Source organism: Pseudomonas sp. TE12508, from assembly GCF_056279485.1.
Genome location: NZ_JBWCCN010000037.1, coordinates 1 through 13,977, shown reverse-complemented (window position 1 = coordinate 13,977; position 13,977 = coordinate 1). Strand labels below are relative to the sequence as shown.

The 13,977-nt window shown below is 59.3% G+C and carries 12 protein-coding genes and 1 pseudogene; 9 read left to right on the top strand and 4 right to left on the bottom strand.

Annotation, left to right across the window (positions count from 1 at the left end):
- Positions 1-107 precede the first annotated feature (107 nt).
- The gene (locus ACZ9IM_RS30330; RefSeq protein WP_476225828.1) at positions 108-1,313 is read right to left on the bottom strand and encodes an MFS transporter; all 1,206 of its coding nucleotides are present in this window, start codon (positions 1,311-1,313) and stop codon (positions 108-110) included.
- Between the two features lie 87 nt (positions 1,314-1,400).
- Positions 1,401-2,078, bottom strand: a complete 678-nt coding sequence (locus tag ACZ9IM_RS30325) for an HD domain-containing protein (protein ID WP_476225827.1) — start codon at positions 2,076-2,078, stop codon at positions 1,401-1,403.
- 231 nt (positions 2,079-2,309) lie between these two features.
- Between ACZ9IM_RS30325 and ACZ9IM_RS30320 the strand changes: the two genes are divergently transcribed.
- The 6 genes from ACZ9IM_RS30320 (at position 2,310) to ACZ9IM_RS30295 (ending at position 8,207) form a co-directional block, all read left to right on the top strand.
- Positions 2,310-2,792 carry a GNAT family N-acetyltransferase gene (locus ACZ9IM_RS30320; RefSeq protein ID WP_427625927.1) on the top strand — a complete coding sequence of 161 codons (483 nt, stop codon included), beginning with the start codon at positions 2,310-2,312 and terminating at the stop codon, positions 2,790-2,792.
- 215 nt (positions 2,793-3,007) lie between these two features.
- On the top strand, positions 3,008-4,000 hold the full coding sequence (locus tag ACZ9IM_RS30315; RefSeq protein ID WP_476225826.1) for a 2-dehydro-3-deoxygalactonokinase: 993 nt from the start codon (positions 3,008-3,010) through the stop codon (positions 3,998-4,000).
- A 19-nt stretch (positions 4,001-4,019) separates the two neighbouring features.
- Positions 4,020-4,640, top strand: coding sequence for a 2-dehydro-3-deoxy-6-phosphogalactonate aldolase (locus ACZ9IM_RS30310; RefSeq protein ID WP_476225825.1), 621 nt, complete (start codon positions 4,020-4,022; stop codon positions 4,638-4,640).
- Between the two features lie 46 nt (positions 4,641-4,686).
- Positions 4,687-5,835, top strand: coding sequence for a galactonate dehydratase (gene dgoD, locus ACZ9IM_RS30305; protein ID WP_476225824.1), 1,149 nt, complete (start codon positions 4,687-4,689; stop codon positions 5,833-5,835).
- 197 nt (positions 5,836-6,032) lie between these two features.
- Positions 6,033-7,343, top strand: coding sequence for an MFS transporter (locus ACZ9IM_RS30300; protein ID WP_476225823.1), 1,311 nt, complete (start codon positions 6,033-6,035; stop codon positions 7,341-7,343).
- Between the two features lie 60 nt (positions 7,344-7,403).
- The gene (locus ACZ9IM_RS30295) at positions 7,404-8,207 is read left to right on the top strand and encodes an IclR family transcriptional regulator (RefSeq protein WP_008012044.1); all 804 of its coding nucleotides are present in this window, start codon (positions 7,404-7,406) and stop codon (positions 8,205-8,207) included.
- On the opposite strand, the gene ACZ9IM_RS30290 is transcribed toward ACZ9IM_RS30295, so the two are convergent.
- A complete protein-coding gene (locus ACZ9IM_RS30290) occupies positions 8,204-9,256 on the bottom strand; it encodes an NAD(P)-dependent alcohol dehydrogenase (RefSeq protein WP_427625931.1) in 1,053 nt (350 codons plus the stop codon). The genes ACZ9IM_RS30295 and ACZ9IM_RS30290 overlap by 4 nt on opposite strands.
- 204 nt (positions 9,257-9,460) lie before the next feature.
- On the opposite strand from ACZ9IM_RS30290, the gene ACZ9IM_RS30285 reads away from it, so the two are divergent.
- A complete protein-coding gene (locus ACZ9IM_RS30285) occupies positions 9,461-10,351 on the top strand; it encodes an AraC family transcriptional regulator (RefSeq protein ID WP_095055332.1) in 891 nt (296 codons plus the stop codon).
- Between the two features lie 183 nt (positions 10,352-10,534).
- Here ACZ9IM_RS30285 and ACZ9IM_RS30280 read toward each other — a convergent pair whose 3' ends face one another.
- Entirely contained in the window at positions 10,535-12,199 is a 1,665-nt protein-coding gene (locus tag ACZ9IM_RS30280) for an electron transfer flavoprotein-ubiquinone oxidoreductase (protein ID WP_427625932.1), read from the bottom strand.
- Between the two features lie 546 nt (positions 12,200-12,745).
- On the opposite strand from ACZ9IM_RS30280, the gene ACZ9IM_RS30275 reads away from it, so the two are divergent.
- Positions 12,746-13,495 (top strand): electron transfer flavoprotein subunit beta/FixA family protein, encoded by a 750-nt coding sequence (locus ACZ9IM_RS30275; RefSeq protein ID WP_007942046.1) that lies wholly within the window; start codon positions 12,746-12,748, stop codon positions 13,493-13,495.
- Positions 13,496-13,977: pseudogene (locus ACZ9IM_RS30270) on the top strand (electron transfer flavoprotein subunit alpha/FixB family protein); the annotation flags it as partial.

Here is a 13,977-nt window from a genome sequence, read left to right as displayed (position 1 = left end):
ATTTTGGCCCTCCCCGTGTGTTGTGGGGGCCTGTTCACGCCCGTGTGGCCCGGGGGGCTTCACAACTGTTTCCCCGGCGCGGCGGGGAAACTCATTGAGAACGCCCCCTAGGCCTGCTGCAACGATTTGATCCTGCTGACGTGACGCCAGATCAACCGACCTGCGGTGATCAGCCAGTTCAGCAGGGCCACCGCCAGTACCGTGAGCAACAGCGTCACCATCCCGTGTTCGACGATGATTCTGCCGGCCAGCAACGGAAAGCCGAACACGCCGATGAAGTAGGACAGGCTGAACAACAACAAGGCCTGCGAGGTGGTGCCGGTCGGCGCTTCGTTCGCCGCCAGGCCATTGATTACCGAATACGTCAGCCCATAACCCACCCCGAGCATCATCGCCGCCAGCACGTAGCTGAATCCGTCATCGACGACAAAACCGAACATCAGGATCGAAACCATCATCAGGCCCGACAACAGGCAGGAGGCACGCAATGGATCGCGTTTGACCACGAACCCGGCAATCAACATTCGGCTGCTGATCGCCGCGCCCATGAAGCCGAAAAAGAACAGCGAATAATCAAGTGAACGGGACGCCGCGTAACTGGTTTGAAAACTCGACAGACCACCGAATACACAACCGCCGAGGCCGACCATGATGATCGGGAACACGGCTCTGGAGGACAATACCCGAGCCGTTGCGCGCCAGGATATTCGTGCGACTGACGCTGATGCCGAGGGCGTTTTCTTGAGCTGGGCATCCAGCCGCCAGAACAGCAAAGCACCGATCAGGCTGGCCAGCGCCGCGAGGTAAAACGCTGCCGTCACCGGATACCCGAGAGCGCTGGCTGCGCGGCCCAACAATGGACCGCTGCCGATCCCGGTCATCATGCTGCCCGACAGCAGCGCAAAGTATTTAGCCCGTTGCGCAGGCGTCACCAGACTCGCGACGATGATCGGTCCGAGCGTGTAGAAAACGCCCCAGCCCAACCCTAGCATCAGTCCAAAAAACAGCAGCAGATTGCCAAAGCCAGGCGTCAAGGCAAATCCTAGGCTGGCGGCCACCAGCAAGAGGCTGAACAGTGCAATGGAGCGCGCCGCGCCGAGCAGGTCGGACAAGTGACCGGAAATAATCACCGCCGCAAAGGTGCTGAGCATCGCCGCCGAAATCACGCTGCCGGCATCGAGTTCGTTGCCACCGCGAGAGCCAATGAGCAACGACAGTAGAAAAGTCGAGCCATAGGACAACGACAACAAATAGCTGGCGAGGCAGAACAGACTGAACAACCTGCTTGAGACGGGTGGGGCGGCGGTAGACATGAGTCGTTCCTTGACCTGATAGAAGCGAATGTCATCTATCTATCACGCAAGGTATCGATGATAGGTCTGTGGTTACCGATTTCAAGGTTAGCGCAGACCGGAGTAATGCTCTGGGCAGACGCCGATTTCCTCCTTGAACAGCTCCATGAAACCCTTCAGGCGTTCGTGGCGAATCTGTGCCAGACGCTGACCGGTGGTCGTTTGGAAACCGTCCGCCAGGTGCAGCAGCTTGGTCTGGAAATGATCGAGGCAAAAGCGCTTGTCGTCGTAGTCCCGCTCTTTTGCCTCTGGGTCCAACGGATCGTACAACGCACTGCCCATGCGTCCGGCGATGTAGAAGGTACGTGCCACGCCGAGCATGCCAAGGGAGTCGAGGCGGTCGGCGTCCTGGATGATTTTCGCTTCGAGGGTGATGGGCATGATGTTGGCGCTGAAGCTATGGGCTTCGATGGCGTGGGCGACCGCTGTGATTTTTGCGTGAGGCCAATCCATTGCTATCAGAACTGTCGAAGCTTTCTGTGCCGCCAGCCGTGAGGCTTGTGAGCGCTGCGGCGAGTTCTTCTCTACCGCCACGCAATCGTGCAACAGCACGGCGGCCAGCAGCACCTCAAGATCACCGCCTTCTTGCGCATGAAGCGTGCGCACGTTGTGCCACACCCGCCGCAAGTGCGACAGATCATGGGCGCCATCCTCGCCAGGTTCCAGCGCGTGGGGCAGCAGGATTGAGGCCAGATTATGCAGAGGCGCAAAAGCGATAGCGGTCATAAAAGTCCTTTAGTGTGGAAACACTTTTGTGGCGAGGAAGCTTGCTCCCGCGGGGCTGCACAGCAGCCCCACCCCCAGACGACACGGTATTTCAGTTAGATCGGCGTCGCCAGTTTTGCGACTGCTTTGCAGCCGAACGGGAGCAAGCTCCCTCGCCACATTGCTATCAAATGTGACGAGCGCCGCGCGCGGACTTAGTATGGCGTTTTCAACTTTTCACAAGGCACGTCCATGACGATCGAAATCCGCCCGGCAACCCCCAGCGATGCTCCGCAAATCCTCGCGTTCATCACTGAACTGGCCGACTTCGAACGTGCCCGCCACGAAGTCATCGCCAGCGTCGCCGACATCGAGCGCAGCCTGTTCAGCGAAGGCGCCACCGCCCATGGCCTGATTTGCCTGCGCAATGGCCTGCCGATCGGCTTTGCGGTGTTCTTCTTCAGTTATTCCACCTGGTTGGGCAGCAACTGCCTGTACCTCGAAGACCTCTACATCACCCCTGAACAACGAGGCGGCGGCGCCGGTAAAACCTTGCTGCGCCACCTGGCAAAAATCGCCTGCGCCAATGACTGCGGCCGTTTCGAATGGAGCGTGCTGGACTGGAACAAACCGGCGATCGAATTCTACAAATCCCTCGGCGCACAGCCGCAGGAAGAGTGGGTGCGGTATCGGATGGATGGGGCGGTGTTAAGGGATTTTGCCGAGGGCAATTGATCTCCTGAAAGATCGCAGCCTTCGGCAGCTCTTACACGGGATTGTGTTCGACCGCGCTATTGCGTCGTACATCGATCTGTAGGGGCTGCCGAAGGCTGCGATCTTTTTTTGTGCGATTCCCAGTATATGGGATTGATATTTATATATTGAGATTTGCCTTCGTCCAGGTTTATAGTCCAGCTCACTCACTGCCAAAAAACAAAACAGGTGAAGCGATGCTGGCGCAATTGATCGCGCTCGATTGGGGGACAACCTCATTACGTGCTTACAAACTCGGCTTCGGTGGCCAGGTGCTGGAACAGCGCTCGCTGTCGTCCGGGATCATGCAGCTGCCCAAGACGCCGCGAATCATCGCCGGTCAGGAATGTGCCGACGGTTTTGAATTGGCCTTCGATGAGGCGTGCGGTGACTGGCTCGACGCGCAGCCCGATTTGCCGGTGATTGCTTGCGGCATGGTCGGCAGTGCTCAGGGCTGGCGCGAAGCGGCCTACTGCGACACGCCGGCGAACGTCGCCAATCTCGGAACTTCCCTACAAACAGTTCGCAGTCTTCGCGGTGTCGATGTGCACATCGTGCCGGGCGTGATTCAGCGTTCTCGCTTGCCGAACGTGATGCGCGGCGAGGAAACCCAGGTCCTCGGCGTGTTGCAGAATCTGCCGAGCGGGGCGGGCAACGATCTGTTGATCGGCTTGCCGGGCAGCCATTCGAAATGGGTGGAAGTGGCCGACGGCTGCATCGTGCATTTCGATACTTTCATGACCGGCGAAGTCTTCGCCGTCCTCAGCGAACACAGCATTCTGGGGCGCACTCAGCAGCGCGGCGGGTCTTTCGATGGCGAAGCGTTTGATCGCGGCGTACGGGTGGCCCTGTCGGCGGACGGCGAGATCGGTCCTCTGTCGACGTTGTTCAGTGCCCGCAGTCTGGGGCTGACCGGTGAACTGAGCTCCACGGCTCAACCGGACTACCTGTCGGGCTTGCTGATTGGTCATGAACTGGCGGCGCTGGCCAACGTTCAGCGGCGTCGGCGCAACAGCGTCCATCTGCCGTCGATCATCCTCATCGGCAACGCCCAACTCTGCGCCCGCTACAGCCGGGCGCTCGACGCCTGCGGTTTTGCCCGGGTGACCCTGGCCGAGCAGGCCACCGAACGCGGGTTGTGGCAGTTGGCGGTCGCCGCCGGACTGATCACGACACCCCCATCCCGTTAAACCTGACTGGAGGTCTGACATGCTCAAGCAAGCACTGGCACAAAACGGTCTGATCGCGATCCTGCGTGGCCTGCGTCCGCAAGAAGCGGCAGCCGTCGGCGAAGTCCTGTACTCGGCCGGATTTCGCGTCATTGAAGTGCCGCTTAATTCCCCCGAACCGTACGAAAGTATCCGCATCCTGCGCAGTACCTTACCCGCCGATTGCCTGATCGGTGCAGGCACGGTGCTGACGCCGGAGCAGGTCGAGCACGTGAAAGCGGCGGGCGGCCAAGTGATCGTCATGCCCCACAGCGATGCCAAGGTGTTGCGCGCGGCGAAAGCGGCGGGGCTGTTCCTGTCGCCGGGCGTGGCGACGCCGACCGAAGCCTTTGCTGCATTGGCCGAAGGGGCGGATGTGCTGAAGATGTTCCCGGCCGAACAAATGGGCCCCGCCGTTGTGAAAGCCTGGCTGGCGGTGTTGCCGGCAGGGACGGTGCTGGTGCCGGTGGGCGGGATTACGCCGGACAACATGCAGGTGTTTATCGATGCCGGCGTCAAAGGTTTCGGACTGGGTTCCGGGTTGTTCAAACCGGGTATGACACCTGAGCAAGTGGCAGTAAACGCCAAGGCGTATGTCGCTGCCTGGAATGCTTTGCGTTAAGACTTTTTGGCGCTGCGAGCGCTGCATCTAATAAGAGAGGCAATAGATGAAAATCACCAAACTCACTACCTTCATCGTTCCGCCGCGCTGGTGCTTCCTCAAGGTCGAAACCGACGAGGGCGTGACCGGTTGGGGTGAGCCTGTGGTCGAAGGCCGCGCGCACACCGTCGCTGCTGCGGTTGAGGAATTGTCCGACTACCTGATCGGCAAAGACCCACGCAACATCGAAGACATCTGGACCGTGCTTTACCGTGGCGGCTTCTACCGTGGCGGCGCGATCCACATGAGCGCTCTGGCGGGCATCGACCAGGCGTTGTGGGACATCAAGGGCAAGGCTCTGGGGGTGTCGGTCAGCGATCTGTTGGGTGGTCAGGTGCGCGACAAGATTCGCGTTTATTCATGGATCGGTGGTGATCGCCCGGCGGACACTGCGCGTGCTGCGAAAGAAGCGGTCAGCCGTGGTTTCACGGCGGTGAAAATGAATGGCACCGAAGAACTGCAATTCCTCGATTCCTTCGAGAAGGTCGACCTGGCCTTGGCCAACGTCGCCGCCGTACGCGATGCGGTCGGCCCGAATGTCGGCATCGGCGTGGACTTCCATGGTCGGGTGCATAAGCCCATGGCCAAGGTGCTGATGAAGGAACTCGACCCGTACAAACTGATGTTCATCGAAGAACCGGTGCTGAGTGAAAACTACGAAGCGCTGAAAGAACTGGCACCGCTGACCAGCACACCGATTGCCCTCGGCGAGCGGTTGTTCTCACGTTGGGATTTCAAGCGAGTGCTCAGCGAAGGCTACGTCGACATCATCCAGCCGGATGCTTCCCATGCAGGTGGCATCACCGAAACCCGCAAGATCGCCAACATGGCCGAAGCCTACGACGTGGCACTGGCGCTGCATTGCCCGTTGGGCCCGATCGCCCTGGCGGCGTGCCTGCAACTGGACGCGGTTTGCTACAACGCGTTCATCCAGGAACAGAGCCTGGGCATCCATTACAACGAGAGCAATGACCTGCTCGATTATGTGAAAGATCCACGGGTGTTCGACTACGACAAAGGCTTCGTGAAGATCCCCAACGGCCCGGGCCTTGGGATCGAGATCAACGAGGAGTATGTCATCGAACGCGCGAAGGTCGGCCACCGCTGGCGCAACCCGATCTGGCGCCATGCCGATGGCAGCTTTGCCGAGTGGTGAGTTCTCCCTGACCCACCGCAAATCCCTGTGGGAGCCAGCCTGCTGGCGATTTGGTCGGCACCCCCAGCATTCTTGGTGACTGACACACCGCTATCGCCAGCAGGCTGGCTCCCACAGTTTGATCTCCATGGACAGGGAGATTTGCGGCAAACCCGATTTCACATCGACCTCAATAAACATAAGAAGAGGCACCCCCCATGCAACCGCAAACCCTCACCGGGCAGGCGTCGTTGGTGACGCCGAGCCGCAAGCGGTTTTTCATCATGGTCCTGTTGTTCATCACTGTGGTGATCAACTACCTGGACCGCAGTAACCTGTCGATTGCCGCCCCGGCGCTGACCAGCGACCTGGGCATCGATCCGATCCATGTCGGGCTGATCTTTTCCGCGTTCGGCTGGACCTACGCCGCCATGCAAATCCCCGGCGGCTGGCTGGTGGACCGGGTGCCGCCGCGCATCCTGTATAGCGTCGCATTGTTGCTGTGGTCGCTGGCCACGGTGATGCTCGGCTTCGCTGCCAGTTTCATCGCGCTGTTCGTGCTGCGCATGGCCGTCGGTGCGCTGGAAGCACCGGCGTACCCGATCAACAGCCGTGTGGTGACGACCTGGTTCCCCGAGCGCGAACGCGCCACGGCCATTGGTTTCTACACCTCCGGGCAGTTCGTCGGCCTGGCGTTCCTCACGCCGGTACTTGCGTGGCTGCAACACCAATATGGCTGGCACATGGTGTTTGTCAGCACCGGTGCGGTGGGCATCATTTGGGCGGTGATCTGGTACGCGGTGTATCGCGAACCACGGGATTTCAAGGGCGCCAACGACGCTGAAATCGAGCTGATCCGTGAGGGTGGCGGGCTGGTGGATATCCAGGCTGAAGCCGCGAAGACCAAGGCTGAATTCAGCTGGGTCGACCTTGGGATTGTCCTGAGCAAACGCAAGTTGTGGGGCATTTACCTCGGTCAGTTCTGCCTCAATTCGACGTTGTGGTTTTTTCTGACGTGGTTCCCCACCTACCTGGTGAAATATCGCGGCATGGACTTCATCAAGTCTGGCTTGCTGGCGTCGCTACCGTTTCTGGCGGCATTCGTCGGTGTACTGTGTTCGGGGTTCTTCTCGGACTTTTTGATCCGTCGCGGTTACACGGTGGGTTTCGCCCGCAAGTTGCCGATCATTGGCGGCCTGCTGATTTCCACCTCGATCATCGGCGCCAATTTCGTTGAATCGACGCCGCTGGTGATTGCCTTCCTCGCTCTGGCCTTCTTCGGTAATGGTCTGGCTTCGATTACCTGGTCGCTGGTGTCGACCCTGGCCCCGGCGCGCTTGCTTGGATTGACCGGTGGGGTGTTCAATTTCATCGGCAATCTGGCGGCGATTACCACGCCGATCGTCATCGGTTTCCTCGCCTCGGGTGATTCGTTTGCCCCGGCGATTACCTATATCTCGGTTCTGGCGTTGTTGGGTGCACTTTCCTACGTGTTGCTGGTGGGCAAGGTCGAGCGTATCAAGTTGTAGTTGCGGCCATCGGGCGACCATAATGCCGCCCGTTCACTCGCTCAACGGTAAAGGCTGGATATGCAGGAAGACGCCCCAAAAATCGCCAAGGACGCCGCGCCGACCGGCACCCAGACACTGCTTCGTGGTTTGGGTGTGGTTCAGGCCGTGGCCAGTGGCGCCCGCGATCTCAAGGAAATCGCCCGGCTGATCGGCACAACGCGCAGCACCACTCATCGTCTGGCCAGCTGCCTGGTGGATGAACGTTATTTGCGGGTGGTGCCGCAAGTCGGTTATCTGCTGGGGCCGAAACTGATCGAGCTGGGTTTCCAGGCACGTGAAGAGCTGCCACTGGTGACGTTGGCCGGGCCGTATCTGGATGAGTTGTCGGCGTTGACCGGTGACACCATTCACCTGGCGATTCGTGAGGGTGACGAGGTGCTGTACCTGCACAAGAATCCGGGGCGCAACGGTCCGGAAATGCGTTCGCGGGTCGGTCACCGCATGCCATTGGCGCGTACCGGGATCGGTAAGGCGCTGATGCTCGATGACACGCAGGAAGAATGGCAACGGCTTTACGAAATCAGCTTGCCGGTGGGTGGGAAAAATCAGTTCTGGCCGCAGCACCCGGAGCAATCCTGGGAGCAGTTTCAGCAGCGCATGATTGAGTATGTGGCTGGCGGGTACGCCTTCGACCTGGAAGACAACGAACCGTCGATTCGCTGCGTGGCGGCGCCGATCCGCGATGCCAGCAAGCGCATCGTCGCCGGCATCAGCATCGCCAGCACCGTGCCGTACATGCCGCTGGAAAAAATGGCCGAGCTGATTCCCCTGATCAAAGGGGTCACAGCCCGGCTGTCGGCGGAGCTTGGCTTGAAGGTTTAAACCTTCAGTGTCGCCATGTCGATCACGAAGCGGTACTTCACGTCACCGGCAATCATGCGGGTGTAAGCCTCGTTGATCTGGCGGATGTCGAGCATTTCGATGTCGCAGGTGATGCCGTGCTCGGCGCAGAAATCCAGCACTTCCTGGGTTTCGGCGATGCCGCCGATCAGCGAGCCGGCCAGCACGCGACGACCCAATACCAGTTTGGCAGCATGCACCGGTGGATCGATCGGTTCGATCAAGCCCACCAGAATGTGTACGCCGTCGAAACGCAGGGTATCGAGGTAGGGATTGAGGTCGTGCTGCACCGGAATGGTGTCCAGCAGGAAATCGAAATGTCCTGCGGCGGCTTTCATCTGTTCTGCGTCGGTGGACACGATCACGTGGTCCGCGCCTTGGCGACGACCTTCTTCGGCCTTGCTCGCCGAGCGGGTGAACAACGTCACCTCAGCGCCCATCGCCTTGGCAAACTTGATGCCCATGTGGCCGAGGCCACCCATGCCGAGAATCCCGACCTTGTCACCGGCCTTGACGCCGTAGTGCTTGAGCGGCGAGTAGGTGGTGATGCCGGCGCACAGAATCGGCGCGGCGCTGGCCGGGTCGAGTTGCTCCGGAATACGCACGACAAAGTGCTCGCTGACCACGATGCTGTCGGAGTAACCGCCCATGGTGTTGCTGCCATCGACCCGGTCCGGGGTGGCATACGTCATGGTCGGACCTTCCAGGCAGTATTGCTCCAGATCCGCCTGGCAGGCTTCGCAGTGACGGCACGAGTCGACCATGCAACCGACCCCGACCAGGTCGCCGACTTTGTGTTTAGTAACGTTCGCACCGACGGCGGTAACTTTGCCTACGATTTCGTGACCGGGCATCAGCGGGTAAACAGCAATACCCCACTCGTTGCGGGCCTGATGGATGTCGGAATGGCAGACGCCACAGTAGAGAATGTCGATCGCAACGTCGTCGGCCCGTGGGCTGCGGCGTTCGAATTTCATTGGGGCGAGGGGAGTGGTGGCTGACTGAGCGGCGTATCCGATGGCGGTGTACATGGTGAACCTCGCAAAAGCGGTGACAGGTGAGGCGAGCAATTCTGGGCGCCGCACGGGTGACCGGCCATGGCGATTCCTCCGGGTGTCATGCCTAATCCTCCGGCATGCACCGTTGATTGGTCGCATTGGCGTTCAGACCTGCGATGATGCTTTCATCCCTTTTTTCGCGACTTTTTTGTGACTTCTTTTGTGAAGAGCTCCCTCATGTTGTTGACCCGTCATCTCGATGCCAATGCCACCCTGGTTTCGCTGATCCAGCCGCTGACCATTCGCGATGGTTTCGCGCCCACCGCATTGCCGGGGGTGCAGGTTTTGCGCGCCAGTTGTGATGTGGCCCGTGGCCCGCAAATCTACGAGCCAAGCCTGGTCATCATCGCCCAGGGTAGCAAGTTGGCGTATCTGGGCCCGCGTACGCTTGAATACGGTGCCGGGCATTATCTGATTCAGGCGTTGCCGGTGCCCTTCGAGTGCGAAACGTTTTCGGCGCCGGATGGCCCGATGCTGGGCGTTTCCATCGCCATCGACCGGGTAATGCTCGGCGAGTTGGTGCTGGCCATGGGGCTGTCACCGGGGCGCACGGTTCCCGCACAGACGCCCGAGTCCATGACCTCGGCGGTGCTCGACGATGCCATGCGCGGTTGTGTGGAACGGTTGTTGCGCTGCCTGCACGATCCGCTGGAATGCCAGATCATGGGCCCGGCGCGTTTGCGTGAATTGTTGTTCGTGGCGTTGCGGGGGCCGCAAGCGGATGTATTGCGCGCGCTGGTGGAACAACAGGGGCAGTTCGCCCGGATCGCGGCGTCCCTGAGTCATCTGCATGCGCATTACACCGAACCGCTGAACGTCGAGACCCTGGCCAGTTGCGCGAACATGAGTGCGTCGACGTTTCATGAGCATTTCAAGCGCAGCACCTTGTTGTCGCCGGTGCAGTATTTGAAGCGTTTGCGCTTGCTCAGAGCCCAGCAGTTGTTGCTGGGCGAAGGCTTGGGCGTGGCCCAGGTGGCGCATCGGGTGGGGTATCAGAGCACGTCGCAGTTCAGCCGCGAGTACAAGCGTTACTTCGAACGTAATCCCGGAGATGAGCGGGCTGCTTAAGTTGACGATGATCCCCTGTGGGAGCGGGCTTGCTCGCGAAAGCGATGTATCAGTCGACATCAATGTTGGATGATAAACCGCTTTCGCGAGCAAGCCCGCTCCCACATTGGTTTTGTGGTGTGGCTTAATTTCGGGCAACAAAAAGGCCCCCATGTCGGGAGCCTTGATGTTCAGCGAGTCAACTTACATGTTCGGGTAAGTCGGGCCGCCAGAGCCTTCCGGCGCCACCCAGGTGATGTTCTGTGCAGGGTCCTTGATGTCGCAGGTCTTGCAGTGAACGCAGTTCTGGGCGTTGATCTGGAAGCGCTTCTCGCCGTCTTCCTGGGTGACGACTTCGTACACGCCGGCCGGGCAGTAACGCTGGGCAGGCTCATCGTACATCGGCAGGTTCTTGGCGATCGGAATGCTCGCGTCGGCCAGCTTCAAGTGGCAAGGCTGCTCTTCTTCGTGGTTGGTACCCGAGATGAACACCGAGCTGAGTTTGTCGAAGCTGATCTTGCCGTCCGGTTTCGGGTAGTCGATCTTCTTGCAGTCGGCCGCCAGTTTCAGGCAAGCGTAATCCGGCTTGGTGTCGTGCAGGGTGAACGGTAGTTTGCCGCCGAAGATGTTCTGGTCAAGCCAGTTGAAACCGGCACCGATGATCGGGCCGAACTTGTGCATCGCCGGGCCGAAATTACGGCTGGCGAACAGTTCATCGTAGAGCCAGCTCTTCTTGAAGGCGTCGACGTAAGGGGTCAGCTCTTCGGTGCCGTCTTTGTCAGCGAACAGTGCGTCAGCTACCGATTCAGCGGCAAGCATGCCGGACTTCATCGCCGTGTGGCTGCCTTTGATCTTGGCGAAGTTCAGGGTGCCGAGGTCGCAACCGATCAGCGCGCCGCCCTTGAAGACCATTTTCGGCAGCGAGTTCAAGCCGCCTTTGGAGATAGCACGCGCGCCGTAGCTGATGCGCTTGCCGCCTTCCAGGTATTGCTTGAGCACCGGGTGATGCTTGAGGCGCTGGAACTCGTCGAACGGCGACAGGAAGGTGTTGCTGTAGGAAAGATCGACGATCAGACCGACCACGACCTGGTTGTTTTCCAGGTGATAGAGGAACGAGCCGCCGGTGTTCTCGGTGCCCATGATGTCCAGCGGCCAGCCGGCGGTGTGGACCACCAGGCCTGGCTGGTGCTTGGCCGGGTCGATTTCCCAGATTTCTTTCAGGCCGATGCCGTAGTGCTGGGCGTCGGCTTCGCTGTCGAGGTTGAAACGCTTGATCAACTGCTTGCCGATGTGGCCGCGGCAACCTTCGGCGAACAGCGTGTACTTGGCACGCAGTTCCATGCCCGGGGTGTACAGGCCTTCTTTCGGATTGCCTTCGCGATCAACACCCAGGTCGCCAGTGATGATCCCGCGAACCACGCCGTTTTCGTCGAACAGTGCTTCCTGGGCGGCGAAGCCCGGGTAGATTTCCACGCCCAGGTTCTCGGCCTGTTGAGCCAGCCAACGGCACAGGTTGCCCAGGGAGATGATGTAGTTGCCTTCGTTGTGCATGGTCTTGGGCACAAAGAAGTCAGGAATCTTCTGCGCGCTGTCGGCGTTTTTCAGAACGAAGATGTCATCGCGTGTGACTGGCGTGTTCAGCGGAGCGCCGAGTTCTTTCCAGTCCGGGAACAGTTCGTTCAGGGCGCGTGGTTCGAACACGGCACCGGACAGGATGTGAGCACCGACTTCGGAGCCTTTTTCGACCACGCAGACGCTGATTTCCTTACCGGCTTCGGCGGCCTTCTGCTTCAAACGGCAGGCGGCGGACAGGCCAGCGGGGCCGGCACCGACGATGACCACGTCGAATTCCATGTATTCGCGTTCCACAGGCTATCTCCTACTCAAGGCTCAACAGTTTTTTTCTAATTGGAGGTTTGGCGTTGCATCCATTATTTCCTCCGGCAACGGTCGGAAGGGATAATGGATGACTCACCTTTCTCTCTAGGTGGCGCATTATATCTACACCACTCCTAGCGTCCAATACAAACGTTTGTTTGAATTGGCTCAAAGCCAGATAAATCAAAGTCACCGCGGCTTATGAGTGGCCATTTTGCCGTATTGACCGGAATAGGCGTTCCGGTCAAGATACGGTCGGTTTTGCGCTCGCCGTAGGCTGACTGTTGGTTTCAAGAGCACCTCTAAAGACAGGGCGATGGCGGTATAAGGTGATGCGCAGTGCGGTCAGGCGCGCAGTTTACACGCCGCGATAATGAATGACTCGTCGGTCACCACTGACGAACGGTTATCAGCCTCGTGAGCAACGTTCACCCGATACACCTGCCAGCGTTTTTAGAGGTGCCCTTGCGCCGATGAGCATCAACCGCCAGGTTCGCCTAGGCGACTTTCTTTTCACCGGAGAGTAACGAGGAATCCATGAAGGTTCTTGTAGCTGTCAAACGCGTTGTGGATTACAACGTCAAGGTTCGTGTCAAGGCGGACAATTCCGGCGTCGACCTCGCTAACGTGAAGATGTCGATGAACCCATTCTGCGAAATCGCAGTGGAAGAAGCCGTACGTCTGAAAGAGAAAGGCGTTGCGACTGAAATCGTCGTCGTCTCCATCGGCCCGTCCACCGCTCAAGAGCAACTGCGCACCGCGCTGGCTCTGGGTGCCGACCGTGCCATCCTCGTCGAATCCGCTGAAGATCTGACTTCCCTGGCGGTTGCCAAGTTGTTGAAAGCTGTTGTCGACAAGGAACAGCCTCAGCTGGTGATCCTCGGCAAACAAGCCATCGATAGCGACAACAACCAGACTGGCCAGATGCTCGCTGCATTGAGCGGCTACGGTCAGGGCACGTTCGCTTCGAAAGTCGAAGTGTCCGGCGACAGCGTTGCCGTGACCCGCGAAATCGACGGCGGCGCGCAGACGGTTTCCCTGAAACTGCCGGCCATCGTCACCACCGACCTGCGTTTGAACGAGCCGCGCTACGCGTCTCTGCCAAACATCATGAAAGCCAAGAAGAAGCCTCTCGAAGTGCTGACTCCGGACGCTTTGGGCGTTTCCACCGCCTCCACCAACAAGACCGTGAAAGTCGAAGCGCCGGCTGCACGCAGCGCGGGTATCAAGGTCAAGTCGGTGGCTGAACTGGTCGAGAAACTGAAAAACGAAGCGAAGGTAATCTAAATGACTATCTTGGTTATTGCTGAACACGACAACAAAGTACTGGCCCCGGCCACGCTGAACACTGTGGCTGCTGCCGCCAAGATCGGTGGTGATATCCACGTTCTGGTTGCAGGTCAGGGCGCTGGCGCCGTGGCTGAAGCCGCTGCGAAAATCGCTGGCGTGGCCAAAGTGCTGGTGGCCGATAACGCCGCTTACGCTCATCAACTGCCGGAAAACGTTGCTCCGCTGGTTGCAGAGTTGGGCAAGGCTTACAGCCACATCCTGGCTGCCGCTACTTCGAACGGCAAAAACATCCTGCCGCGCGTTGCCGCAAACCTGGACGTTGACCAGATCTCCGAGATCATCTCGGTCGAAAGCGCTGACACCTTCAAGCGCCCGATCTACGCTGGTAACGCCATTGCTACCGTTCAGTCGAACGCTGCGGTCAAAGTGATCACCGTCCGCGCCACCGGTTTCGACCCGGTTGCCGCTGAAGGTGGTTC

Excerpts from the sequence above, each read along its gene's own strand:
- ACZ9IM_RS30295 (WP_008012044.1), top strand. The coding sequence starts at position 7,404 with ATGCAGGAAGACGCCCCAAAAATCGCCAAGGACGCCGCGCCGACCGGC.
- ACZ9IM_RS30285 (WP_095055332.1), top strand. The coding sequence starts at position 9,461 with ATGTTGTTGACCCGTCATCTCGATGCCAATGCCACCCTGGTTTCGCTG.
- ACZ9IM_RS30275 (WP_007942046.1), top strand. The coding sequence starts at position 12,746 with ATGAAGGTTCTTGTAGCTGTCAAACGCGTTGTGGATTACAACGTCAAG.
- ACZ9IM_RS30315 (WP_476225826.1), top strand. The coding sequence starts at position 3,008 with ATGCTGGCGCAATTGATCGCGCTCGATTGGGGGACAACCTCATTACGT.
- dgoD (WP_476225824.1), top strand. The coding sequence starts at position 4,687 with ATGAAAATCACCAAACTCACTACCTTCATCGTTCCGCCGCGCTGGTGC.
- ACZ9IM_RS30290 (WP_427625931.1), bottom strand. The coding sequence starts at position 9,256 with ATGTACACCGCCATCGGATACGCCGCTCAGTCAGCCACCACTCCCCTC.
- ACZ9IM_RS30320 (WP_427625927.1), top strand. The coding sequence starts at position 2,310 with ATGACGATCGAAATCCGCCCGGCAACCCCCAGCGATGCTCCGCAAATC.
- ACZ9IM_RS30330 (WP_476225828.1), bottom strand. The coding sequence starts at position 1,313 with ATGTCTACCGCCGCCCCACCCGTCTCAAGCAGGTTGTTCAGTCTGTTC.
- ACZ9IM_RS30300 (WP_476225823.1), top strand. The coding sequence starts at position 6,033 with ATGCAACCGCAAACCCTCACCGGGCAGGCGTCGTTGGTGACGCCGAGC.
- ACZ9IM_RS30310 (WP_476225825.1), top strand. The coding sequence starts at position 4,020 with ATGCTCAAGCAAGCACTGGCACAAAACGGTCTGATCGCGATCCTGCGT.
- ACZ9IM_RS30325 (WP_476225827.1), bottom strand. The coding sequence starts at position 2,078 with ATGACCGCTATCGCTTTTGCGCCTCTGCATAATCTGGCCTCAATCCTG.